21 protein-coding genes are annotated in these 24318 nt (G+C 52.2%); 6 read left to right on the forward strand and 15 right to left on the reverse strand.

Translation table 11 applies throughout. From position 1 onward, the window contains the following. Positions 1-11: 11 nt before the first annotated feature. The 4 genes from HMF8227_RS15295 to HMF8227_RS08275 form a co-directional block, all read right to left on the reverse strand. Positions 12-260, reverse strand: a complete 249-nt coding sequence (locus HMF8227_RS15295) for a DUF6693 family protein (RefSeq protein ID WP_338056564.1) — start codon at positions 258-260, stop codon at positions 12-14. Positions 261-412: 152 nt separating this feature from the next. Continuing rightward, entirely contained in the window at positions 413-2131 is a 1719-nt protein-coding gene (locus HMF8227_RS08265) for an AIPR family protein (protein WP_109339734.1), read from the reverse strand. Between the two features lie 1347 nt (positions 2132-3478). After that, positions 3479-3664 (reverse strand): hypothetical protein, encoded by a 186-nt coding sequence (locus HMF8227_RS08270; protein ID WP_109339735.1) that lies wholly within the window; start codon positions 3662-3664, stop codon positions 3479-3481. Positions 3665-3702: 38 nt separating this feature from the next. Then, positions 3703-5727, reverse strand: a complete 2025-nt coding sequence (locus HMF8227_RS08275) for a methyl-accepting chemotaxis protein (protein WP_109339736.1) — start codon at positions 5725-5727, stop codon at positions 3703-3705. Between the two features lie 186 nt (positions 5728-5913). On the opposite strand from HMF8227_RS08275, the gene fur reads away from it, so the two are divergent. Further along, positions 5914-6342, forward strand: coding sequence for a ferric iron uptake transcriptional regulator (gene fur, locus HMF8227_RS08280; RefSeq protein ID WP_109339737.1), 429 nt, complete (start codon positions 5914-5916; stop codon positions 6340-6342). Between the two features lie 68 nt (positions 6343-6410). Here fur and HMF8227_RS08285 read toward each other — a convergent pair whose 3' ends face one another. From HMF8227_RS08285 to zwf, 5 genes are read right to left on the reverse strand one after another with little or no spacing between them, the layout of a single operon-like run. Further along, positions 6411-7067: a bifunctional 4-hydroxy-2-oxoglutarate aldolase/2-dehydro-3-deoxy-phosphogluconate aldolase gene (locus tag HMF8227_RS08285; RefSeq protein ID WP_109339738.1), complete on the reverse strand. Its 657-nt coding sequence runs from the start codon at positions 7065-7067 to the stop codon at positions 6411-6413. Next, positions 7064-8023: a glucokinase gene (locus HMF8227_RS08290; protein ID WP_109339739.1), complete on the reverse strand. Its 960-nt coding sequence runs from the start codon at positions 8021-8023 to the stop codon at positions 7064-7066. The genes HMF8227_RS08285 and HMF8227_RS08290 overlap by 4 nt, the downstream gene beginning before the upstream one ends. After that, positions 8020-9849 (reverse strand): phosphogluconate dehydratase, encoded by a 1830-nt coding sequence (gene edd, locus HMF8227_RS08295; protein ID WP_109339740.1) that lies wholly within the window; start codon positions 9847-9849, stop codon positions 8020-8022. Before edd ends, HMF8227_RS08290 begins: the two co-directional genes overlap by 4 nt. 12 nt (positions 9850-9861) lie before the next feature. Further along, the gene (pgl, locus tag HMF8227_RS08300) at positions 9862-10548 is read right to left on the reverse strand and encodes a 6-phosphogluconolactonase (RefSeq protein WP_109339741.1); all 687 of its coding nucleotides are present in this window, start codon (positions 10546-10548) and stop codon (positions 9862-9864) included. A gap of 10 nt (positions 10549-10558) precedes the next feature. Beyond that, complete coding sequence (gene zwf / locus HMF8227_RS08305; RefSeq protein ID WP_109339742.1) at positions 10559-12052, reverse strand: glucose-6-phosphate dehydrogenase; 1494 nt, start codon at positions 12050-12052, stop codon at positions 10559-10561. A 248-nt stretch (positions 12053-12300) separates the two neighbouring features. Here zwf and HMF8227_RS08310 point away from each other — a divergent pair, with 248 nt between their 5' ends. From HMF8227_RS08310 to HMF8227_RS08330, 5 genes are all read left to right on the forward strand, one after another. Next, positions 12301-13146 carry a MurR/RpiR family transcriptional regulator gene (locus HMF8227_RS08310; RefSeq protein WP_109339743.1) on the forward strand — a complete coding sequence of 282 codons (846 nt, stop codon included), beginning with the start codon at positions 12301-12303 and terminating at the stop codon, positions 13144-13146. Positions 13147-13314: 168 nt separating this feature from the next. Beyond that, the gene (pyk, locus tag HMF8227_RS08315) at positions 13315-14751 is read left to right on the forward strand and encodes a pyruvate kinase (RefSeq protein WP_109339744.1); all 1437 of its coding nucleotides are present in this window, start codon (positions 13315-13317) and stop codon (positions 14749-14751) included. Between the two features lie 114 nt (positions 14752-14865). Continuing rightward, positions 14866-16023, forward strand: coding sequence for a paraquat-inducible protein A (locus tag HMF8227_RS08320; protein ID WP_109339745.1), 1158 nt, complete (start codon positions 14866-14868; stop codon positions 16021-16023). Continuing rightward, on the forward strand, positions 16007-17665 hold the full coding sequence (gene pqiB, locus HMF8227_RS08325) for an intermembrane transport protein PqiB (RefSeq protein WP_109339746.1): 1659 nt from the start codon (positions 16007-16009) through the stop codon (positions 17663-17665). Before HMF8227_RS08320 ends, pqiB begins: the two co-directional genes overlap by 17 nt. Continuing rightward, positions 17662-18240 (forward strand): PqiC family protein, encoded by a 579-nt coding sequence (locus HMF8227_RS08330; RefSeq protein WP_109339747.1) that lies wholly within the window; start codon positions 17662-17664, stop codon positions 18238-18240. Before pqiB ends, HMF8227_RS08330 begins: the two co-directional genes overlap by 4 nt. Here the strand turns inward: HMF8227_RS08330 and HMF8227_RS08335 are convergent. The 6 genes from HMF8227_RS08335 to HMF8227_RS08360 form a co-directional block, all read right to left on the reverse strand. After that, positions 18237-19160, reverse strand: a complete 924-nt coding sequence (locus tag HMF8227_RS08335; protein WP_109339748.1) for a DMT family transporter — start codon at positions 19158-19160, stop codon at positions 18237-18239. The two genes, HMF8227_RS08330 and HMF8227_RS08335, sit on opposite strands and share 4 nt — an antisense overlap. A gap of 179 nt (positions 19161-19339) precedes the next feature. Beyond that, entirely contained in the window at positions 19340-20188 is an 849-nt protein-coding gene (gene rluB / locus HMF8227_RS08340; protein ID WP_109339749.1) for a 23S rRNA pseudouridine(2605) synthase RluB, read from the reverse strand. A 70-nt stretch (positions 20189-20258) separates the two neighbouring features. Then, the gene (locus tag HMF8227_RS08345) at positions 20259-21782 is read right to left on the reverse strand and encodes a carbon-nitrogen hydrolase family protein (protein ID WP_109339750.1); all 1524 of its coding nucleotides are present in this window, start codon (positions 21780-21782) and stop codon (positions 20259-20261) included. Between the two features lie 109 nt (positions 21783-21891). After that, positions 21892-22197 carry a YeaC family protein gene (locus HMF8227_RS08350; protein WP_109339751.1) on the reverse strand — a complete coding sequence of 102 codons (306 nt, stop codon included), beginning with the start codon at positions 22195-22197 and terminating at the stop codon, positions 21892-21894. Further along, positions 22197-22526, reverse strand: coding sequence for a zinc ribbon domain-containing protein (locus HMF8227_RS08355; RefSeq protein WP_109339752.1), 330 nt, complete (start codon positions 22524-22526; stop codon positions 22197-22199). Before HMF8227_RS08355 ends, HMF8227_RS08350 begins: the two co-directional genes overlap by 1 nt. Positions 22527-22612: 86 nt before the next feature. Continuing rightward, entirely contained in the window at positions 22613-24289 is a 1677-nt protein-coding gene (locus tag HMF8227_RS08360; protein ID WP_109339753.1) for an alanine/glycine:cation symporter family protein, read from the reverse strand. Between the last annotated feature and the right edge of the window lie 29 nt (positions 24290-24318).

The following is a 24318-nucleotide window of genomic DNA, read 5'->3' on the forward strand; positions in this document are numbered from 1 at the left end:
ATAACAGCATGTTAGCCAACAGTTGTATTATTCAGAGAGTAATTCCATACCTTGTAAAAGTAGAAGGCATACCCCAATCCGAATGTGATTATTGAGATGATAATCCAAAGAATAACATGACCTAAATTGCCAAACATATCGGTGTGACAGACCATTTGCCTTGAGTTTCCACTCTCATCAACCAACTGTGAACGATTGAGTATAAAGTTAGAAAATGAATACGGAAAAAAGAAAGCCGCAATACCGAGTGTTATAAACATTAAAACAAACCAAAGTATTAAATATACCTAAAATATCAATCGTTCCCACATCCGCCTGAATTCTCATTGTTTTTCCTTGCATGTTTGTTATCTAACACTTTAGCAAGCTCTACGTTACCTGTTGGTATGATGGGTACACTTGTTTATTCCCTTTACTTCTTTTTTAAGATTTCTTTAAGCTCGACAGTGTGTAATGAACGCTTAAGCCTATCTTTTGAAGCCCACCCACCTTGCTCAATGATCTCTTTACACCTTTCAAAATGAACGAGATACTCATCTCTCGGCTTATTTAGCTCTTCTATAATTTTATTGCAATAACTTTCAATCTTCTTTGAACCAACTTTCGGCGAATTTCTCTTACCATTAATGATGTACTTTAAAAGCATTAATGTATGCCAACGATATTTACCGAAGTTTCCGGGTAATTTTTTACTATTAAATAAGCGATTGAACTTATATAAAGCCAGCGTTGCCGTGTAGTAAGCCACCTCATGCTGACTATCTTCAAATAATAAGTCACCAGACTGCTCAAATATTTGTGTTGGGTAACTTGCAGCCGTGTGAGGAATCTCTAGGAACATTGCTGCAAATGCACGAGCAACAGTTCTTATATCAAATATTTTAGTATCATTAATCCCTCTTCCTGCGTATTGATTGTCACGACGTTCAAAATATACTTTTGAGTCTTCGATAGAGTCTTCGTTCCAACTATTAAAATAACTTTCAACAGTTTTAGATTTGGCTTTAAGTGATAAAAACTTCTCGTTTGACACATGACTCTGATTATTAGTTGCCTCAACAATCTTATTTACAATTTCAGGATTTTCAACTTCAATAACTTTTGCAGTAATCATAGTGCTATCATTCAAAAGCTCCCTATTCCTAAAAAGCACGTGACTACTCTGACAGCCATTTACAATTTGATAATTTGATAGACTTATAGAGTCACTTTGAACTCTAATGTCTGGTGAAACTATAGTTATTCCATTATTAAGAAGCGCAAAATACTCTTTGATACTATCATCTTCGAGAGTGGATTTTATTTTCTTATTAACATCATTACTCTCACCCAAATAAGCACGAACATTTTCATCAAATATTCCACCCCTCATCTTCCCATCTTCTGCAACAAGAAGAGAATCAATATAATTTTTAGCTGGAATTATAGCGATATATGACTCTTCCACATCCGGCATTTCATTATAAGGAACATATCCCTTAACCTTCACAACTGCCTCTACCGGCTGATGAATTGAACTCCAAATCTTTATAAGTTCATCTCTATCAATCTTTAAACTAGAAACCTCATTGTAATACCCAGTGCTTTCAACTTTTCGCTGAGTTGTTTTTAATGCAGCGACAAGTTCTCTTTCATCTTTCCAAACACCAGTGGAAACGTAATAAGTAGTTGCGTTCGGCTTCCCATTTTTCACCTTATCCACATTCTCAATAATCAACTCAAATATTTTTTTCGACTCAGTTAAAATATCATCATGAGGATATTCTGGCTCTTGATCGGAGAAATCATAAACACCATCCCCAAAACTTGTAATTTCTTTCTTTTCAAATTTATCAGATGTCTTAGCCTGAATGTACACAAACTCAATTTCAACACTACGCTTATGACTTGCGAACAACGACTCAATTTCATCAACAGTAGTTATTAACTCGCCATCAGCAATTACAGCAACACCATCAATACCTGCATCTTCATCGCTTGTAGTAACATCATAGACATCAAACTTACCTGAAAAAAACCTACTGATTACGCAGTAATTCACAAAGTATTCGAATTGTTTTGATACATCAGCTTCTTCTATTCCTTTTTCAGACAAAAACTTTCTCAAGTGAGTCTTGATAATTCTATGCATTGTTCGAGTTTCCTTAACATTCCATAAATAATAACATTAAAAATCAGTTTGAATTGACACATTGGAAGCAGATGTAGAGCTCTGCTCAAACCGAGGAGGCTTTAAGGGGCCGAATATTGCAAATTCATAAAATCTCCTTATTTTTTAGTACCTTGGGTCCATCCCATTACTGCCAGCGCTCAGATTGGCCTTGGGGAGAGCAAGAACCGGGTTTAGTCGGGTCTGTGTGAATACATAACCTAAAGGTAAACTCACCATGATTCAAGAGTTTAGATAGTGACCTCATGGAGAAAGTGAGAAATTGTCCGCAGTTAGATCGCCAACAGACATTAGTATCAGCTTTCCCTGCTGGATATGACTCGCCTTCCGGGCGAGCCAGCCACTTTTGTCAGCTCACACAACGCTTTCGGGAAAAGCGTTGAACGTCGGAGCTTAACGACGACGGCCCGAAGGGCGAGTATCAGGACGATACGAGTAAAATCGCGAAAAAGACCTAGTGGCCCGTGGACACCCTAAGCGTGGCGGGCCAAGGGTGCAAAACCGAAAGTTATGTTTCAGCCATGAGACAAAAGGTGACGGGGTCAAGTCTTGCATTTTGCACGTAGAAAGTATCAGAGCATCCCACCAATGTCACAATAAAACACTAACTTAAGCTTTCCCTGCTGGATATGACTCGCCGTCCGGGCGAGCCAGCCCCTTTTAGAAAGACCTAAAAGGGGCAAAAAGGTCTTGGTCGCTACTGACTTTCCGGGAACCTTGCCACATCAAGGCTCTGAACACATCGAACCGGCTCTAGGTAGCGTCCTGCAAGGCTATCTCCTCGCGAAATCATCCAGGATTTCGCGTTCGATTGAGCCTTGATGCGCCAAGGGAAAGTCAAAGCGACGAGGAGCAGCACCTACCAACATTAAATACCTTCAACATCTCAAAAGCTTCATGGTTAAGACGTAACTTTCGGTTTTGCCCCCTTGGCCCGTTAAAACACCCTGTGGCGGACAGGTGCCGGAAAAAGTGGGTCAAATATCAGGGAGAGATTTGAGCGAAGACGAACAGGGAGTGAGTGTGAGCGACCGACTTTTTGCAAGCCCGACCGACACGTTTAGGGTGTCCACGGGCCTCTAGGTCTTTTTCGCCGGTTTTGTGAGCTGACAAAACCGGCTGGCGTGCCAAGGAAGGCACGTCATATCCGGCATGGAGGCCAGTGCTACAATCCTCCGCCTTAGCAGCAGGATTCTGGCTTCTGAATAAAAACCAAAAGAGCTAGACCCCGAAACCAGTCTGGGGTGACGATTTCATTAAGTCTGTTAAAGACTCAGGGTGATGGTATCACAAGGCCCTGAAATGAATTCAGGGCGACACCACCGATTGGTTGGCAGTATCAATAGCGTGTATCAGTGCGGCAAAGCCACCTAAAAATAAAATCACGCCAACGACCACCATGATGGTCAAAGTCTTAGACCGTGCCATCGACTCCAACAAGGCTTTTCCCGGAAACTGGGCGAAAACGTTCACTAAAAACTCAATCAATCCCATTGATTGCTACTCCCTTAGAATTCACTGGGCCTGCGGCCCTACCCTTTGAGTTTAAAACGTTTTACCACCTGATGCAGCTCGGCCATCAGGCCGGTGATATCCTGAATCGACTGGTTGGATTCCTGGGTGGACTGGGCGCTTTGTTCGGCCAGCTCCACAATACGGTTGATGCTGTCGGCCACGCTTTGCAGCAACTGGTCCTGATAACCGGTTTTATCCACCACCTGCTGGTTGATGTCGGCCAGTTCGCTGATCACCTCCTGCACGGTGAGGATCTCCTGATTCACCGATTCGATCAGCGCCACGCTTTCATCGGCCTGAGTCTGGCCGTCGGTAATGGCCTGCACCGCCTGCTGGGCATCGCTCTGTAAGCTGGTGATCATGTCATTGATTTCCTGCGTGGACTCCTGCGTGCGGCTGGCCAGGGTACGCACCTCGTCGGCCACCACCGCAAAACCCCGGCCCTGCTCACCGGCTCGGGCCGCCTCAATGGCGGCATTTAACGCCAGCAGATTGGTCTGGTCGGCAATATTGCGGATCACATCCAGAATACCGCTGATATTGGCGGTGTTTTCCTCCAGCCGGTGGATAACGCTGGCCGACTGGCTGGCCTGCTCCGCCTGAGCACGGATCTGCTGCTGTCCACGGCTGACCATATCGCTGGCCTTGGTCATCTTACCTTTACTGTCGGCCAACCGCTCGCTGCTGTGTTGGATTTGCTCCAGGTTGGTCTGGCTGGCTTCCCGCACCTGCTCGGTATTGTGCGCGGTATCGCGCAGTTGGTCGGTCTGCTCGGCGACGTGATTGAGGGTTTCATCGGCAAGCTGACGGGATGTGTCCACGGCCCGTTCCAGCTTCACTTCCTGACCGATGATTTGAGACACCACCTCGTGCAGGCTGTCTGACACCGCATTCACATCCCGGGCCAGTGAGGCAAATTCATCCTCGCTGCTGGTTTCAGCCTTATGGGTCAAATCGCCCCGGCGGATAATCGCCAGTGAATTTCGCACCTGATTTAACGGCTTAGAAATACTGCGCGCTAACAGCGTGCCAATTACCGCCACCAGGCCAATGGCAATCAGCATGATCGCCACGCCCTTGATGATGTTACTTTGCACTTCATCCAAAATGGCGGTCTGTCCCTGTCGGGTTTCGGCATTAACCTTATCGAACAGCTCACTTAGCCGTGTTTGCGCTTCGGACAGCGACTGCTGTGCCGAGGCCATGGCCGAGTCCATCTGCTGCTTGGCCTGCAATTTGGCCTGCTGGGTATCGAACAGCCCGCCACTGCCGGTATAGAGCTCGACAAACTTTTGATACTCCTCGTTGAAGGCCTCCAGCAGACCGTCGGTATCCACACCCCGGGCGATGGTATTCATATAGTTGACGTTGTTGTCCACATCGCCCATGGCCATTTCCACGTTCTGGCGAATGCTTTGTGAGTCATCGCTGTCGGTGGCCTTAATATAATCTTCGGTGGCCTGGGTCAGCGTCAGGATCAGGGTGTCTACCTTGCCGCCGACACCCGCCACCGAACGCAGCGGTTCCTCTTCGGCCCCTCTCAGGTAACTGATATCCAACAAATAGGCACCGGTATCGGCACCGGCAAAATCCAGGGTCTGAAACTGTTCCCGTAATGTCTGTTGCAGTGTTAAGTATTGCTTGCGCTGGGCATACATACTCTCGGCGCTGTCCAGGTAGCTCTTAGCCGCTTTGATGGCCTGCTGTTGCTGCTGCTTATCCTGACCGCTGGCATTCAGCGCCTGCAGCTGAGTCAGCTCTTCACGCAGGATGGCGGCCATGTCACTGAAGGCTTGCTGACTTAGAGTCAGTTGTTCAAGGTTGGGGCTGTAAAATCCCTGCAGCGATACCTGACCGGCCGACAGGATGCGGGTCTGCACTTGCTGCATTTGTGACTGCACCGGCATTTTCTGCTCGATAACGCTCTCTGCGGAGGCGCGTATCTGCGACAAACCGAGATAAGACAACACATTGGTAATCAGCAGCAATACGCCAAACAGCACAAAGCCCGCTATCATCTTCTGAACCACTGTTAACTGCATGGTTTTTAACCTGTTTGTTATTTCTATTTTCCCTTAACTAGCCTGTTATCGGCCAAACCCTGCTTATTCTTGATCATTTACTACCAGTTTGACCAATAAATTAACAACATCGCTGCTCATGGGTTTTTTTCGTGCCTAAGTCCTCTATAATGCAAAGCTATCCAGACGTTAGTAGCTTAAAGCCTTATGGAACAGAATCAGGAACTCAAAAAAGCCGGACTCAAAGTGACTCTGCCGCGCATCAAGATTCTGGAGATCCTGCAGGATCCCCAGAACCAGCATATCAGCGCCGAGGATGTCTACAAGATTCTGCTCGAACAGGGTGAGGAAATCGGTCTGGCCACCGTTTACCGGGTATTAAACCAGTTCGACGATGCCGGCCTGTTGGATCGCCATCACTTTGAAGGCGGTAAGTCGGTGTTTGAAATCGGTCATAAAGAACACCACGACCACCTGGTCTGCCTGAAATGCGGCAAGGTCATCGAGTTTGAGGACGACATCATCGAACAGCGCCAGGAAGAAGTGGCCAAGTCCAACAATATGAAACTGACCCACCACAGCCTGTACTTGTACGGCTACTGCCAGCCCAGCTGTGAGGAGAACGACGCCGAATAGCGGCGCCGGTTGTACAAGTACAAAAAAACCGCCATTTTGGCGGTTTTTTTATGCCTGAGTGTGAGTCACTAGGCTTTGTCCAGACTGTTCGCACCGGCAACTGCCTGACGGGCGATGTCGGTGATCTTGTCCCAGTCCCCCGCTTCCAGCGCCTCATCAGGAGCCAGCCAGGAACCACCCACACAGCTGACATTAGGTAACGCCAGATAATCCAGGTAGTTATTGGGCGAGATGCCGCCGGTGGGGCAAAATTTCACATCCGGGAAAGGACCGCCGATGGATTTCAGCGCCTTGATGCCCCCCGAGGCCTCAGCCGGGAAGAATTTAAACTGGGTATAACCCAGATCGCGGCCTTTCATCAGCTCTGAAATCGAGGAAATCCCCGGGATCAGGGCGATATTGGAGCGGTTACCGGCATCCAGTAATTCGCTGGTCAGCCCGGGGCTGATGGCAAACTGAGCTCCGGCGGCCGCCACTTGCTCCAGCTGTTCGGTGTTGGTCACCGTACCGGCGCCAACGATGGCTTCGGGCACGTTGTCGGCGATGGCTCGAATGGCTTCCAGCGCCGCGTCAGTGCGCAGTGTCACTTCCAGCACCTTGATGCCCCCAGCCAGCAGCGCTTTGGCTAATGGCACAGCGTGGGCCACGTCCTTGATCACCAACACGGGCACCACAGGGCCGGCGTTGATTACTTCTTCTGATGAAATGATCCAATCTTTTGTCATTGCTTAACCCCTGTATGCTGCTCCAGATAGGCGGCGGTGCCGATAAGGCCGTGCTCCGGCTCGGTAATAATAAAAGTGGGAATGGCGCTTACGTAGTTGGCGAAGCGGCCCTTGGCTTCAAAACGCTGGCGGAATTCGCTGTTTTTTACGAACTCCACAAAGCGCGGCGCGATGCCCCCGGCGATGTAGACACCACCATGGGTGCCCAGATTCAGGGCCAGGTTGCCCCCGAAACTGCCCATGACCTTACAAAACTGCTCCAGCGTCGCCACACATAGGGGGCAGCGATTCTGAACCGCTCGTTCGGTGATGTCGGCCGGATCAGTCAGATCGGCAAAGTCGCCGCGGTGTTCGGCCAGCGCCTGATAGATTTGCACAATGCCGCGACCGGACAACACTTCCTCGGCAGAAGCATGACCGTACTTGTCGCGCAGGAAACGCCAGATCACCAGCTCCTGTTCGTCATTGGGCGCAAAATCCACGTGCCCACCTTCTCCGTCGGCACACAGCCAGCCGCTGTCAGTCTTTAACAGGTGGCCGACGCCCAGACCGGTACCAGGGCCAAAAACGGCAATCGGGGCATCGGGTACCACCTCTCCGCCACCGATCTTGGCTTTGTGTTCTTCGGTCAACTTGGGCAGCGACATGGCAATAGCGGTGTAATCATTGATCACCGGCAAAGCCTCAAGCCCCAGCTCTTCACGCAACTGGCTCTTGGAAAACTGCCAGTGGTGATTGGTCATCTTGATGAGATCCTGATCCACCGGACAGGCGATGGCGATACAGCCCGCCCTGAACGTCTGGCCAGGAAACTCACCAAAATAGGCCTGAATGGCCTCGCCAATGGTGGCGAAGTCATTGCAAAGGTATTTCTTGATATGGGCCAGCTCACCGTCGACCACCTGGGCCAGACGGATGTTGGTACCGCCCACATCGGCGACAAACTGCAGACTCATTTGCGCTGTTCCTGTGTGCGGAATAATGAGCAGGCACCTTCTTCGGCACCGGTCAGGTTGTTGCGCATACCGGCAAACAGCTCCCGACCCATGCCTTCCAGGTGACGGTCTATATCGGCGGTTTTCTTGCTGCGCTTGGCCCACTCGGCGTCATCCACATGCACCTGCAGCACGCCGGTTTCGGCGTTCAGCTCGATGATGTCGCCATTTTGTACCTTGGCCAGATCGCCACCGGCATAAGCTTCGGGGGTCACATGAATGGCCGCGGGCACCTTACCGGAGGCACCGGACATACGCCCGTCGGTGACCAGTGCCACCTTATAGCCGCGATCCTGCAACACGCCCAGCGGCGGAGTCAGGCTGTGCAGCTCTGGCATACCAATGGCTTTGGGGCCCTGGAAGCGCACCACTACCACACAGTCTTTATCCAGCTCACCGGCCTTAAAGGCCGACTGCAGTTCAAACTGGTCTTCAAACACTACCGCCGGGGCCTTGATAATGCTGCGCCCTTCACGCAAGGCGGAAGTTTTAATTACGCCGCGGCCCAGGTTGCCATCCAGTACCGACAAGCCGCCATGACTGCTGAAGGGTTCTTTGACTGTGGCCAGCACAGACGGGTCCATAGACTCTTTAGGACCATCAACCCATACCAGTTCACCGTCTTTCAGTTTGGGTTCTTTGGTGTATTGTTCCAGCCCACGGCCACAAATGGTATTAACGTCATTGTGCAGCAGCCCGGCGCCCAGCAGTTCTTTAAACAGCATGGCCATACCGCCTGCGGCAGTGAAATGGTTGATGTCCGCCGAACCGTTGGGATAGATGCGCGTTAACAGCGGCACCGCATCGGAGATGTCGGAGAAATCGTCCCAGGTCACCTGGATGCCTGCGGCCTTCGCCACGGCAATCATATGCATGGTGTGATTGGTAGAGCCACCGGTGGCCAGCAGTGCCACCAGACCATTGACCATCGCCTTCTCATCGACGATATGGCCAATAGGCATGTATTCGGTGCCCAGATCGGTCAGGCGGGTGGCCTGAACGGCGGCAGCCTTGGTCAGAGCGTCACGCAGTTCGGTGCCTGGGTTCACAAAAGACGAGCCCGGCAGATGCAGACCCATGGTCTCTACAATCAACTGATTGGAGTTGGCCGTACCGTAGAAAGTACAGGTGCCCGCACTGTGATAAGACTTAGACTCGGCGTCCAGCAACTCTTCGCGGGTCGCCTTGCCTTCGGCATACGCCTGACGTACGCGGGCCTTCTCTTTATTGGGTATGCCTGAAGGCATCGGACCGGCCGGTACGAATACGGTCGGCAGATGGCCGAAGCTCAGCGAGCCAAGCAGCAAGCCGGGCACGATCTTATCGCAAATTCCCAGCATCAGGGCGCTGTCGAACATATTGTGGGACAAGGCCACAGCCGTAGCCTGGGCGATCACATCCCGGCTCATCAGGCTTAGGTCCATGCCCGGACGGCCCTGAGTCACACCGTCACACATGGCCGGTACACCACCGGCAAACTGAGCCACACTGCCCACCTCATGCACCGCTTCTTTAATCAGCTGCGGGAAGGTCTCGTAAGGCTGGTGCGCCGACAACATATCATTATACGCCGACACGATGGCCACGTTGGCCTTGGTCATGCTGCGCAGGGAGTCCTTGTCGGCCTTACCGCAGGCAGCGAAGCCATGGGCCAGGTTGCCGCAGGACAATTCGCCCCGCAACGGGCCGTCACGACGGGCGGCGTCAATTTTTTTCAGGTACGCGGCGCGGCTGTCCTTACTGCGCTCAATAATACGTTCGGTTACTTCCTGAATAATGGGATTCATCGATTTGCCTCCTTATGGGGCCCAGACCAATTCGACGTCGGACTGCTTGAGCACCGCGCGAATCGGCATTTCAGTTTCATCGTCACCCGCCAGAGCTTGCTCGAATACCTGACGTTTACTGTCACCCACCAAATGCACGAAGGTATTCTTGCTGTCCAGCAAGGCGCGCAAGGTCAGTGACATACGCCAGTTTGGAGCTGTGGTGGGCTGTACGGCGATATAATGGGATTGGTTACTCAGGTCCAACCCTTGGGATAATTGCTCGGAGCATGGGAACAACGAAGCCGTATGTCCGTCCTCACCCATGCCCAGAATCAGCACATCAAAGGGGGTGGGGATCGAGTCAAAAGCCTGGTTGCACTGAGCCACACCATCGGTGGCTTGCTCGGCGCTGTTTTTCAGGCCCACAAAGCTGGCCTGGCTGGCTTTGTTCACCAACAAATGCTCGCGAACCATTTTTTCGTTACTGGCATCGTCACTCAGGGGCACCCAGCGCTCATCGGCCAGGGTGATGACCACCTTAGACCAGTCGATATCCATCTCAGAGAGCTGTTTAAACATGCCCTGAGGTGTGCGCCCTCCGGATACCACCAGACTGGCCCGGCCCGTCTCGGCAATGCCCTGCTCTAACAGCCCGGCAATGCGGCTGGCAAACTGTTGATTTAATTGTTCGGCAGATTCATAAATAGATTGTTTCACGCTCTGCTCCTTACTTCTTTTTCTTGACTGAGCTTTCCACCCAGTTGCGCTCGTCTCTGGCCATCAGTGCGATGGAAGCCACCGGTCCCCAGGTGCCGGCCTGATAAGGTTCCGGCGGTTCGTTGGAGGACTCCCACGCTTCGATGATGCTGTCCACCCAGGACCAGGCCTGTTCCACCTCGTCGCGGCGCACAAACAACGCCTGATTGCCCATCATCACTTCCAATAGCAGCTTCTCGTAGGCATCGGCGATGCGCTCATCCTGAAAGGTCTCGGAGAAGCTCAGGTTCAGCTTGGTTTTTTGCAGATCCATGGCGCTGGAGCCGGTCAGCCCGGGCACCTTGTTCATAACCGTAACTTCAACCCCTTCGTCGGGTTGCAGGCGAATGGTCAGCTTGTTAGGGGGCAGCTCTTTAAAGCTTTCCTTAAACAGGTTGTGCGGCTGCGGCTTAAACACGATAACAATTTCGCTGCTCTTGGTGGGCATACGCTTGCCCGTGCGCAGGTAAAAAGGCACGCCTGCCCAGCGCCAGTTATCCAGTTCCACTTTCATGGCCACAAAGGTTTCGGTACCACTTTTTTGGTTGGCATCTGGCTCTTCCAGATAACCCGGCACTTCCTCACCCTTCACAAAGCCGGAGGTATACTGGCCGCGCACGGTCTTGTCGGCAATATTGTGACTGTTGATGGGTCTTAAGGCCTTTAAGACTTTCAGTTTTTCATCGCGAATGCTGTCGGCATTCAGATCAGTGGGCGGCTCCATGGCAATCAGCGACAAAATCTGCAACAGGTGGTTTTGCACCATGTCGCGCATCTGGCCGGCCTCGTCGAAATAGCCCCAACGACCTTCGATACCCACCGACTCGGCCACACTGATCTGCACATGGTCGATACAATTATGATCCCAGTTGGTGGCAAACAGCGAGTTGGCAAAACGCAGCGCGATCAGGTTCAGTACCGTTTCTTTACCCAGGTAGTGATCAATGCGGTAGATCTGATTCTCGTTAAAATACTCCGCCACCTGATCGTTGATTACCTGTGAACTGGCGAAGTCATGACCGATGGGCTTTTCCAGTACCACTCGCATGCTGGCATCGATGATGTCGGCCTGGTAAAGACCTTTACAGATATCGCCATAGATGGCCGGAGGCGTGGCCAGATAGCAGACCATGGTGCGGCTTGCATCCACATGTTCTTTGAAAGCGCCGTAGCTGGCGGTGTCTTTCATATCTACCTTGACGTAATCCAGCTTAGCCGAGAACTGCTGCCAGGTATCCTGACAAAGTGCCTCGCCACTGAACTTTTCGATATTTTCTTTTACCAGAGCGACGTACTCGTCCAGGCTCATTTCATTGCGCGCCACACCAATGATCCTGGTGTCCTGGTGAATCAGACCGGTCTTCTCCAGCTGATACAATGACGGCAATAATTTTCGACGCGCCAGATCCCCTTTAGTACCAAAGAGGACGAAGTCGCAGGGTTTAACTGTACTTTCCAACACCATTTGCAATAACCTGAATCGTTTAAATGATTAAAAATTACCCAAATCGCAGTAATTTTACCAAATATGCGCGGTCTAGCTTGTTAATATAAGGTTATACTAGCCGAAAATGTAGTAAAATTACAACTTGTAGTTTGAGCTTCTTGCTGATCAGTCACACCGAATCCCGCCCAAAGGACGAAAAAAGCTAGCCAAACTGACGAAAAATTACAAAAATAGTACGACAATTATAATGAAGATCGACGCAGCGTATGAACATTCTTGAAAAAATCAGTCAAAGCCAGGGGGCGTTCAGCAAGTCTGAGCGAAAAGTGGCTGAGGTGATTATGGCCAATCCACAGGCCGCCATCCACTCCAGTATTGCGACACTGGCGAAGATGTCTGATGTCAGCGAACCGACGGTCAACCGCTTCTGTCGACGCCTCGACACCAAGGGTTTCCCCGATTTCAAACTTCATCTGGCACAAAGTCTGGCAAACGGCACGCCTTTCGTAAACCGCCATGTGGAAGAAGACGACGGCCCGGAGGAGTACACCAAGAAGATCTTCGAATCGACTATGGCCTCGTTGGAAGTGGCCCGTCAGTCGCTGGATGCGAATACCGTCAACCGGGCGGTGGATTTATTAACCCAGGCCCAGAAAATTTCTTTCTTCGGGCTGGGGGCATCAGCCTCGGTGGCGCACGATGCACTGAATAAGTTTTTTCGTTTCAATGTGCCGGTGGTCTACTTCGACGATGTGCTGATGCAACGCATGAGTTGCATGAACTGCACCGAAGAGGATGTGGTGGTGTTAATCTCACACACAGGGCGGACAAAAAACTTGGTAGACGTCGCGCAGATCGCCCGCAGCAATAACGCGACGGTGATCGGCATCACCTCCAAAGACAGTCCGCTGGCGAAAGAATGTACCCTGGTATTATCGCTGGATGTACCGGAAGACACGGACATGTACATGCCCATGGCCTCGCGCATCGCTCAGCTGACACTGATCGACGTGCTTGCCACCGGCTTTACTCTGCGCCGGGGCAACCGCTTCCGTGAAAACCTGAAACGAGTCAAAGATTCGCTGCGCGACTCTCGCTACGACAAACGGTGAACATGGCCGCTGGTTCTCATCGGGCCAGCGGTCAAATTCGTTAAATAATTTCACACCGGCGTCATTTTTAGCTAGTATTTTGTAATAAAATTACAAACCGTCACCAATGACGGCGTCTTTTCATTCCACAGACCATTTGGGTCTGAGATAAAGAGAGCGACAGAATCCATGCTTAGAAGAACTAAGATACTGGCTACATTAGGCCCTTCCACCAATACCCCCGAATCGATTCAGGCCATTTTAGAAGCTGGCGCCAATGTGGTGCGCATGAACTTTTCACACGGCAGTGCCGAGGATCACATCAATCGCGCCAAAATCGTGCGCGATATTGCCAGCAAGCTGAATATCTACGTGGGGATTCTGGGAGACCTGCAAGGTCCTAAGATACGTATCGCCCGCTTTGCCGAAGGCCCCATCCAGTTAGCCATTGGCGACAAGTTCACTCTGGATGCGGATCTGGACGCCGATGCCGGTAACCAGCAACATGTCGGCATCGACTATAAGGCCCTGCCTCAGGATGTGAAACAGGATGACATTCTGCTGCTCGATGACGGCCGCATTCAGCTCAAAGTCACTGCTATTGATGGCAATAAAGTAAAAACCACCGTTACCGTGGGCGGTAAGCTGTCCAATAATAAGGGCATCAACCGCTTAGGCGGTGGTCTGTCGGCCGAGGCTCTGACCGATAAAGATAAAGAAGACATCAAAACTGCAGCCCGGATGAAAGTGGATTATTTAGCGGTGTCTTTCCCTCGCAGCGGCGAGGATCTTCGCTATGCCCGCAGGCTGGCCGAGGAGGCAGGCTGTCAGGCCAAAATCGTATCTAAAGTGGAGCGCGCAGAGGCCGTTGCCACTGATGAGGCTCTGGACGACATTATTGAAGCCTCCGACGCGGTGATGGTCGCCCGGGGCGATCTGGGTGTGGAAATTGGCGATGCCGAACTGGTGGGCGTGCAGAAGAAACTGATTTCCCGTAGCCGTCAGCTGAATAAGGTTGTCATCACGGCTACCCAGATGATGGAGTCAATGATCGACAGCCCCATGCCCACCCGCGCCGAGGTCATGGACGTGGCTAACGCGGTACTGGATGGCACCGACGCCGTGATGCTGTCTGCAGAAACCGCAGCTGGGCAATTTCCCACCGAAACCGTGGCAGCGATGTCGCGGGTCTGCGAAGGCGCCGAGAAACACCCCAGTGTGAAAATTTCCAAGCACCGGGTTGATGAGACCTTCTCTACTGTGTCGGAAACCACGGCGCTGTCGGCGGTCTATGCGGCCAATCACCTGTTGTCTATCAAGGCCATTGTTGCCCTGACGGAGAGCGGCAACACGGCTCGTTTGATGTCCCGTATTACCAGCTCACTGCCCATCTATGGCCTGTCCCGTCATGACAGCTCGCTCAACGTGATGGCCCTGTACCGCGGCGTTCGTCCGGTCTACTTTGACTCCACCAAAAGCGAAGCCGGTCAGTTGAAGCAGGATGTGATCACCACACTGAAGGCACATAATCTGGTGCAATCGGGTGACCAGTTTATTATGACCTATGGTGACGAGATGGAAACGGAAGGCGCCACCAACGGCTGCAAGATCGTTACGGTGCCCTAGGCATTCGTTCTTGATCCGGGACGCTTCTGCAACGCCGCCTTTTATGGCGGCGTTATTATTTTGTGTTTATGATAGTGTTAAACCATTAAGCCGAATTCGGAGGGCCCAGCCCCTGTGTCTAGTCCCGATAGCCTGGCCTGCCCCCATTGTGCCCTCAGGGTCGACATTCCGGATCTCCCCCATGGTCATAAGGCCCATTGCCCCCGCTGTGGCGCTCATCTAACCACCTACCGACACCGCGCCTTCGACCGTGTTCTGGCGTGTGCCATGGCTGCCCTGATCTTCCTGATATTGGCGGTACCGTTTGAGTTTCTGTCCTTCAGCGCCCGCGGGCAGTCCGAACACATTACCATTATTCAGGGACTGGCCACTCTGGTGGACAATGATTACTGGTTTCTCGCCATTATTCAGGTGGTCGCCATCTTCGCCATTCCACTGAGTATACTGCTGGGTCTGCTGTATGTGTTGCTGCCCTTAAAAGCGGGGATTCTTGCCCCGCAGGCACGCTTTGTAATGACGCTGACCCTGGCGCTGCTGCCCTGGGGCATGGCCGAGATCTTTTTGGTGGGCGCACTGGTGAGTCTGATAAAAATCGCCTCCATGGCTGATATTGGACTGGGAATGTCCTTTTACGCCTACATCGCCTTTACCCTGTGTTTTATCCTGACCCTGAAATTTCTCGACCCGGCTCAGCTCAAGATGGCGGTGTTGCAGGAGCGTCAGCTCCAGCATCATGAACGCTCGCCGCTCACTGCCAGACAGGCCAGTGAAAGCATTCAGCGCACCTGGGCGCTGCTGCTTACCGCCACACTGCTGTATATCCCCAGTAACCTGCTGCCCATCATGTATACCCGGGTGCTGGGCGAGGATGAACCCAGCACCATTTTAGGGGGCGTCATCACGCTCTGGAAATCCGGCTCCTACCCTATCGCCATTATTATTTTTGTGGCCAGCGTCTTTGTACCTGTGGCGAAACTGTTGGTGTTAGGCTGGCTGAATTACAGTGTGCAAAAAGGCCACCAGCAGCGCCCCAGGGAACGCCAGGTTGCCTATCAAATCACCGAGTTTATCGGACGCTGGTCGATGGTGGATGTGTTTGTGGTTGCCATACTGGTGAGTCTGATTCAGCTCGGTAATGCCATGAGCGTTTATCCCGGCCCGGCTGCCATTGCCTTTTGCGGCGTGGTAGTGTTAACCATGTTAGCGGCAATTACTTTCGACAGCAGGCTCATTTGGCACAGTCAGAATCTGGAATATGACCGACAACACTAACCACTCACAACAGGCGGATATCAAGGCCGCCCGCTCGCTTTCCGCCATCTGGTTGGTGCCTCTAGTGGCATTGATTATAGGTGGCTGGATGGTCTACTACCAATGGGCCAACCAGGGGCCGGAGATTCAGATCGAGTTTGAGTCCGCCGAGGGCCTGGAAGCCGGTAAGACCAAGATCAAAGCCCGCAATGTGGATGTGGGTGAAGTGACCCAGATCCGTCTGAAGAAAAGCAACGACGGTGTGCTGGTGAGTGCACGCATGAATAAAGAAGCTGAGCACCTGCTCAACGCTGACAGTCAGTTCTGGGTGGTGTCTCCCCGGGTCAGCATCAGTGAGGTGTCCGGCCTCACGACACTTTTGTCAGGGCCCTATATTGAGCTTTCCCCGGGCCAGTCCAACAAAACGAAAACCCGTTTTACCGGCCTGGAGGAACCGCCAGTCACTCCCCAGGGGACGCCCGGTTTATTTGTAACCCTGAACAGCGACGATGAATTTGCCTATGGACGCGGCGATCCCATCACCTATAAGGGGCTGACGGTGGGAAAAGTGGAAGATATCTTCTTTAACATCGAAGAGCGGGTGGTGTATTACAACGCCTTTATCGAAGCCCCCTATCACCAGTTGGTAACGCACAATACCCGGTTCTGGAATGTGAGTGGGGTTCGTCTGGAGTTAAAGTCTGATGGCATCTCGGTGCACACCGGCAATGTGGAAACCCTGCTGACCAATGGCATTGCCTTTGGTGTACCGGATAATATGCCCAAGGGCGAGCGCGTGACCGAGCGGGCCTATTTCGATATCTATCCGGACTATGAAAAAGCCTCGGAAGCCCGTTATAAAGAAGAGGCCCACTTTGTCATGCTGATTTCCGACACCGTACGCGGTTTGAATGTGGGGGCACCAGTGGAATATCGCGGCTTGCCCGTGGGCAAGGTCAAAAGCATTGATATGTCCGGCGCCGAGCTTGGTAATATCCTCAATGAAGACTACCGCATTCCAGTGCTGTTCAGCATTCAGCCGGGTCGGGTGGGTCTGCCCGATAACGCCGAGGGTCTGGACCACGTAAAAGTTCAGACCCGCAAGTGGATCAAACAAGGTCTGAAAGCCTCCCTGCAAACCGGCAATCTGCTCACCGGCGCTCAGTTCGTGGAGCTGCAGTTCTATCCACAAAGCACACAGGGCTCCGTTGAACGCTTTGACGATTACCTGGTGATCCCAGCGATTTCCGACGAGTTCACACAAATTACCCAGAAAGTGTCGGCCATTCTGGACAAGTTTAACGCCATTGAGATGAACAAACTGGCTACCGATACGCAACAGATGGTCACCGAATTTACACAAACCGCCAAGACTTTCCGTCAGGCCAGCGCGGATTTCTCACAACTCTCCGAGGATCTGGACACCCGGCAACTGACGGCCAACCTGAATCGCACCCTCAGCCAGTTGAATCAGCTGCTCAGAGATTACGGGGCCGACTCTCAGACCTATGATGGTCTGAACCGGACACTGGAGTCGCTCAACCGTATGATGCGAGATTTAAAGCCGCTGATCATGCAGTTAAACCATACGCCAAACAGCTTAATCTTTACCGGGGCGGAGGAAGACGACCCTGAGCCCCAAGCCAAGGAGCCGCAATCATGAAGTCCCTGTCTCTCGTCTTTATGGCCGGTTTACTGATGGCCTGTACCAGCGCGCCCCAGTCGGTGAATTATTACAGTCTGAGTCAGGCCTCTGCATCAATGGACGGGGCTGGGAAAACCGACGCTGAGGCACTGATAGTATTAAGCCGGCCACAGCTGGCCGATTATCTGCGTCAGTCGTTTCTCGTCATGCAAACCGGGCCGCATCAGTTGCACTTCGCCCGCCAGCATGTGTGGGCGCAGAATCTGGCCAGCAGCATTGAACAGGTGTTGGTACAACATCTTAACCACACCATGGATAACACCGCCGTTCTCACAACCAGTGACCCACGAGCCCCTCAGGTACCAAGCCGTTTACAGGTGGAAATAGAGCACCTGCTGCCCAGTGCCGACGGTCATGTCAATCTGAAAGCTCGTTATTGGTTTACCGGCCCGGATGGTCAGACTCAGGCCCACAGTTTTAACCACCAGTTACCACTTAACGACGCCGGTTACGCCCACGCGGTACAGCAAATGCATAGCGCCCTGACTAAGCTTGCCGAAGCCATGGCCAAGGTGGTTCAACCACAAGATTAATTGGCTTTTCCCCGGCCCAGGGCTGCTGCCATGGAGCCCACCATCACCATGCCTGCACCAATGTAGGCCCAGATATCCAGCTCACTGGGCGTAAAACGGCTCGGCCAGATAACAACAGCCAGTTCCATACTGATAAAGGTGAACAACGGTGCCAGCGCGATGACCGCACTGACCTTGGAGGCGTGCCAGACATGCATAGCCTGGGTGAAGGCACCGTAGCCGACAATGGTATTGGCGCAGGCGAAGGCCAGCGCACTGAGTTGTAGCACATCCATCTCTAGAATCAGCATTGGCACGGCAAAGGGCAGCAGGAAAAGACCGCCGCAGCTGTAAAACACCGCGGTCAGCTGCCGGGCGGTCAGACTCTTTAACAATTGCTTCTGCGATAAGGCGTACACCGCCCAGGTGATAGCGGCGGCAATGATGCTTAGTACCCCCAGCGTGTATTCACTCATCGAGGTCAGTAGCAGCGCCAGACGGTCGTTAAAAAACAGTAGCAGCCCCGCCAAGAGCACAACAGCCCCCAGACTCTCCAGCCAGTTAAAGCGCTCCTTGTAGAGGATAATACCACCGCACATCAGCAGAAACGGAGCGAGCTGAATCAGCACCTGAGCGGTTTCCGGCTCCAGCAGGTCGACACCATGGAGATAGAGAATGTAGTTACCAATCAGGCCCAACGCCGCCAGCAGTAATAAGCCATTACTGGAGCGGGAGATACCGCGAAGTGGTGGCAAGGCGTTACGCCGTATTAGCAAGGCCAACACAAACAGCGCCGAAACGGTAAAGCGATACCAGACCACGGTAACGGCATCCATAACTTCCAGTGTCAGCTTCAAAAATACCGGCAACATGCCCCAAAGTGCCGCTGTTAAAAGCGATAAGCCGAAGCCGTACCAATGTCTGACCGGAGTGGTTTGCATGACGTTTCTCACCAGTTTTTGGACAGTGGGGCCAGGCTTCCACAAAGCAGACCCTGTGCAGGCCGCACAGAAACCCCAACAGATTGGGTTAACGACGTGTCTTTGTCTGGAAGCGCAGCCCCCGAATACCCCTCGTTGGTATCAGGGCTATAAACTCAGTGACACGCCATCGCACTGCGTTAGTCTTTCTTGCGCTTGAGCTGGTGTTTACGGGCCGCGCGGCGCATACGGGAAATACGTACATGATCCAGCTGCTGCTGATCGGGCTTTAACAGGGTCTCTTTTTCCGGCGGCAGCTGCACCTGTTTACGCAGATGATTGACGTCTTTTAAACCAAGCTCGATAAAACCGCCCTGAGGCAGGCGCTTGGCCAGCCCGATACCGCCATAATGGGTACGGATCAGGCGACTGACGGTGAGGTCCTGTGACTCCCAGAGGCGTCGGACTTCCCGGTGGCGGCCTTCATACAAGGTCACATCGAACCACTGGTTGATGCTTTCCTCGTCCTGAACATGGCGGCGAATCTCGCCAAAACGGGCCTCGCCGTCTTCCAGTAGCACACCACGTTTGAGTCGGTTGATTACCGCGTCTTCTACCTTACCAAAGATACGCACCGCGTACTGGCGCTCAACCTCATGTGACGGGTGCATCAGTCGATTTGCCAACTCACCGTCGGTAGTAAACAGCAGTAAGCCAGAGGTATTGATATCCAGACGACCGATGGACATCCAGCGGCCCTGGCTGATGCGTGGCAGGCGCTCAAAGACCGTCGGCCGACCCTCGGGATCTTTACGGGTACACACTTCGCCTTCGGGTTTGTTGTACATCAATACCCGGCAGATGGATTTCTCTTTGCTACGCTCGATGCGCCGACCATCCACGCGGATCTCATCATCCTCTTCAACCCGGCAGCCCAGCGTCGCCACCTGACCATTGACGGAAATACGGCCCTGCTCGATCCAGCGTTCCATCTCCCGACGGGAGCCAATACCCTGATTGGCTAGCACTTTCTGTAACTTTTCGCTCACTATGATCCCATTAACTGTTAAAAGCCCTACTATTCTACGGGGCTCGGTGGTTTCACACCATCACTATGGCCTATTTATTCAACTTTATATGGTACAGATCCTTACGCCTGTCTTTAAGGTTTCTTACCGAGCCTTCGTTGTGCAGGATTTTCAGTTTGTCCATATCCAAGTCCGAAAACAGCAGCATCTCGGTATTGGGCGTGGCCTCGTTTAAGATTGCATCGTGCGGGAACGGGAAATCAGAAGGCGATAACACCGCCGACTGACTGTACTGCACGTCCAGACTCTCCACCTTAGGCAAATTCCCCACGCTGCCGGCGATCACCACATAGCATTCGTTTTCGATTGCCCGCGCCTGCGCACAGTGACGCACTCGCAAATAGCTGTTTTTGGTGTCGGTCCAGAAAGGCACAAACAGAATATCCATGCCCTGCTCGGCCATGATCCTGGGCAGCTCGGGAAACTCCACATCGTAACAAATCAGGATGCCCACCTTACCGGCATCGGTGTCAAATACCGACACTTTGTCGCCGCCCTGAATCACCCAGTCCAGACGCTCATGCGGCGTGATGTGGATCTTGCGTTGCATGTCCACTTTACCGCTGCGATGACAGAGATAAGTCACATTATAAATGTTGCCATCTTCGCTTAACGGCATGGAACCTGTGATGATATTAGCGTTATATTCGATAGCCAGGCGCGACATTTCGTCTCGGAAGAATTCCGTATAACCAGCCAGAAAACGAATTGCCTCAGTCTGGGAAGTCTGGTCTGTCAGACCCATCAGGGGCGCATTAAAGAACTCGGGAAAAACAATGAAATCGCTCTGATAATCGGAGACTGTATCGACAAAGTATTCAACTTGCTTTAACAGCTCGTCGACCGACTCCACGGTGCGCATCTGCCATTGTACCGCCCCAACCCGCACGATTGATTTGCGGGTTTGCAGCACCGTCTCTTCCGGCTCATAGAAGATATTGTTCCACTCCAGCAGAGTGGCAAAGCCCACCGACTGCTGATCCTCCGGAAGATACTTTCTCAGCAGTCGCTTAACCTGAAAGTCATTGGACAGCTGAAAGCTTAAGATGGGGTCGTAAATCTCCTTCTTACCCACGCTCAGGATGTACTCCGCCGGACTCATCTCATCCATATGGTTGTGATAGTTAGGGATGCGCCCGCCAGCCAGAATGGCCTTGAAATTATACTGGCGACACAGCTCCTTACGGGCGTCGTACAACCTGCGCCCCAGACGCATACCACGATGACTGGTGGCAATCACCACATCCAAACCATAGAGCGCATCGCCATCCGGATCGCTTTGCACATTGTCGTTACTATCGACAATGTCTTCGTACGTATGGGGGTTGGAAAAGCGGCTGTAGTCCACCTGTACACTCAGCGCAATGCCCACCAGCTTATCTTCATCGACGATGCCAATCTGGCCTTCGGGGAAGTCTTTGATCAACCGCTCGATGGTATGCTTGGGCCACGCACCGCCCAAATTGGGGTACGCTTCGTCCATCAGGGACTTAATTTGCGGGTATTGCTGTAAGGTCAGATTACAGATTGCTAAGCGGGCTTTTTCTATCGACATCAAAGACCATCCTGTTTTACATCACTCATAGTGGCTGTATACATGAAAAAAAAGGCAATGCCCAGCATTGCCCTTTCATACCATCAAGACACCCACTCACTTTATGGGCTTAAAAGTCCGACTGCCGAACACGAATAATATCCTGTTCATTGTCCGGCTCTTCCCCCGTCGTCTGATTAAGCTCTTGTTTAAACTGCTGGCGGCTCTTATGCACAATATTGCCGTCCTTACCCACAGTCATATGTTCATCGGACTCCAGAACTCTGGCCTGATAGACCATCACCGCCTGCATACAGGTTTCTCTCTGCTCATCGGTAAGCAATGAGCCGTCTGGCCACTTACCGGTTTCCACTGCCTGACTCAGACGCTGATATACCTCAGGCGTCATGGCTTTTAGCATTTGTTCGATGTTCATCAGTCGTCCGCTTTCTTCACGAAGATCAACCGGATTCGGTTAACGATATACCAGATAAAACCGATCACCAGCGCACCAACAGACGCCTTATACTGCATATCCTCAGGTGTCGCTCCGCCCCAATACATAAAACCGAAACCGCCGATAAACAGCAGCATGGCGAGCATGGACTGGGTCTGAATCGATTGTTGCTGCTTGTAGCGACGTAAAGACGCCTTGCGGTGCAAATCGTCGCTCGTCGCCGAGCCAATGGCAAAGCCGCAGTGCTGGCAGGCCTCTGCCTTATCCGAGACTTTCTTGCTACAGGATGGGCAATTCATTAACGCCATAATGACCTCTTAATTACTGCATTACCCGGCCATAATAACAAAAAAGCGCGGATTTTACCGCGCTTCTCGATTAAGACATCAACCCATCATGAGCCCGAGCGCTTACTCTCGTAGTCACTCCAGTAGTCCTTGACCGTCTGCTTCATTTCTTTACGCAGTAACATGATGCCGAACAAGTTAGGCAAGGTCATCAACACGATGGCGATGGCCGCAATGTCCCAGATCAGAGCAGTATCAGAGAACGAAGCCCAGAAAAAGCCTGCAACATAGAACACCCGATAAGGCATCACACCCCGAGGACCAATGAGATAGGTAATGGCTCGGTCACCATAGTAGGACCAGGCAATGGCGGTCGAAAACGCAAACAGCAGCAAGCCGATGGAAACGATGTACTGACCGTAATCACCGAAGTAACCCCGGGTAAAGGCTTCGGTGGTCAGCTCCGCCGAGTGAATCAGCGACTTACCGCGCAGAATGATGTTTTCTTTCTGGATCTTACCGTTCTGGATCACCAGGCTACCGGTATACAGATCCTCTTCCTCGGACAACAGGAAGCGCACGTCTTCGGCGACCGAGCGAGCATGCAAAATAGTGAAGCCCTGACTCTGCGCTTTGCCGGAGACCACTTCGATAGTCCCGTTGTACATCTCGATATTGTGGCCTTTTTCCTCGTTCAGGTATAAGAACAGGTTGTTCTTGTCCTCGTCGTCTTTGTCCGAGTACTGACCGGCAATAATGCTGGTTTCGGTCTTATCGAAATCATTCAGGTGTTTCTCGGTCCACACACCGGAGGACAGGATCACCAAGCCAGTGAGGGTACAGATGAGGATGGTATCGATAAAGGGCTCCAGAATGGATACCATACCTTCAGACACCGGCTCATCGGCACGGGCCGAGGCGTGCGCAATAGGAGCCGAACCCTGACCGGCTTCGTTAGAAAACAGCCCCCGGTTCACACCACGGTTAAAGGCATAAGCGATGGTCGCTCCCAGGAAACCACCGGTGGCTGCGGAGCCGGTAAAGATCTGCGAGAAGATGCTTCCAAAGGCCGGGCCTATGTTTTCCAGATTGTAGAAAATCACCGCCAGCGCACCCACCACGTAGATCACCGACATTACCGGTACGATACTGGAGGTGACTTTAGCAATACGGTGAATACCACCCAGGATCACCAGCGCCAGTAACACCGCCAGAACACCACCGGTAATGGCCGGACTCAAGCCAAAAGTCGATTCGATACCGATAGCAATGTTATTGCTCTGCGGCAGGTTACCGGTGCCGAACGAACTGACCACAGTGGCAATGGCAAAAGCCCCTGCCAGCCACTTCATGTTCAAGCGCCGGTCCATGTAGAACATGGGGCCTCCGGCCATGGTGCCGTCTTCGGTTTTAATGCGATATTTGTGAGACAGAGTCACTTCCACAAACTTGGTGGTCATACCCAAAAAGGCCGTGGCCCACATCCAGAACAACGCTGCGGGGCCGCCCAAATAGATGGCAAAAGCCACACCACCGATGTTGCCGGTACCGACGGTGCCGGACAACGCGGTTGCCAAAGCCTGAAAGTGGGAGGTATCACCGGGCGCTCCTTTGCGGTCCAGCTTGCCGGTTACAACCAACCAGGCATGTTTGAAATAACGTACCTGAGGAAAGCCCAGATACAGAGTGAAAAACAGGCCTACGCCCAAGAGTATATACGGGAACCAGACCGAGCCGCCGAGCAGTCCATCCAGCAGTTTGAGAAAATCACTAAAGGCTTCCAACACATTCCCCTTTTTTATTTATCGTTGTT

The sequence above is a fragment of the Saliniradius amylolyticus genome, assembly GCF_003143555.1.
Lineage (GTDB): Bacteria > Pseudomonadota > Gammaproteobacteria > Enterobacterales > Alteromonadaceae > Saliniradius > Saliniradius amylolyticus.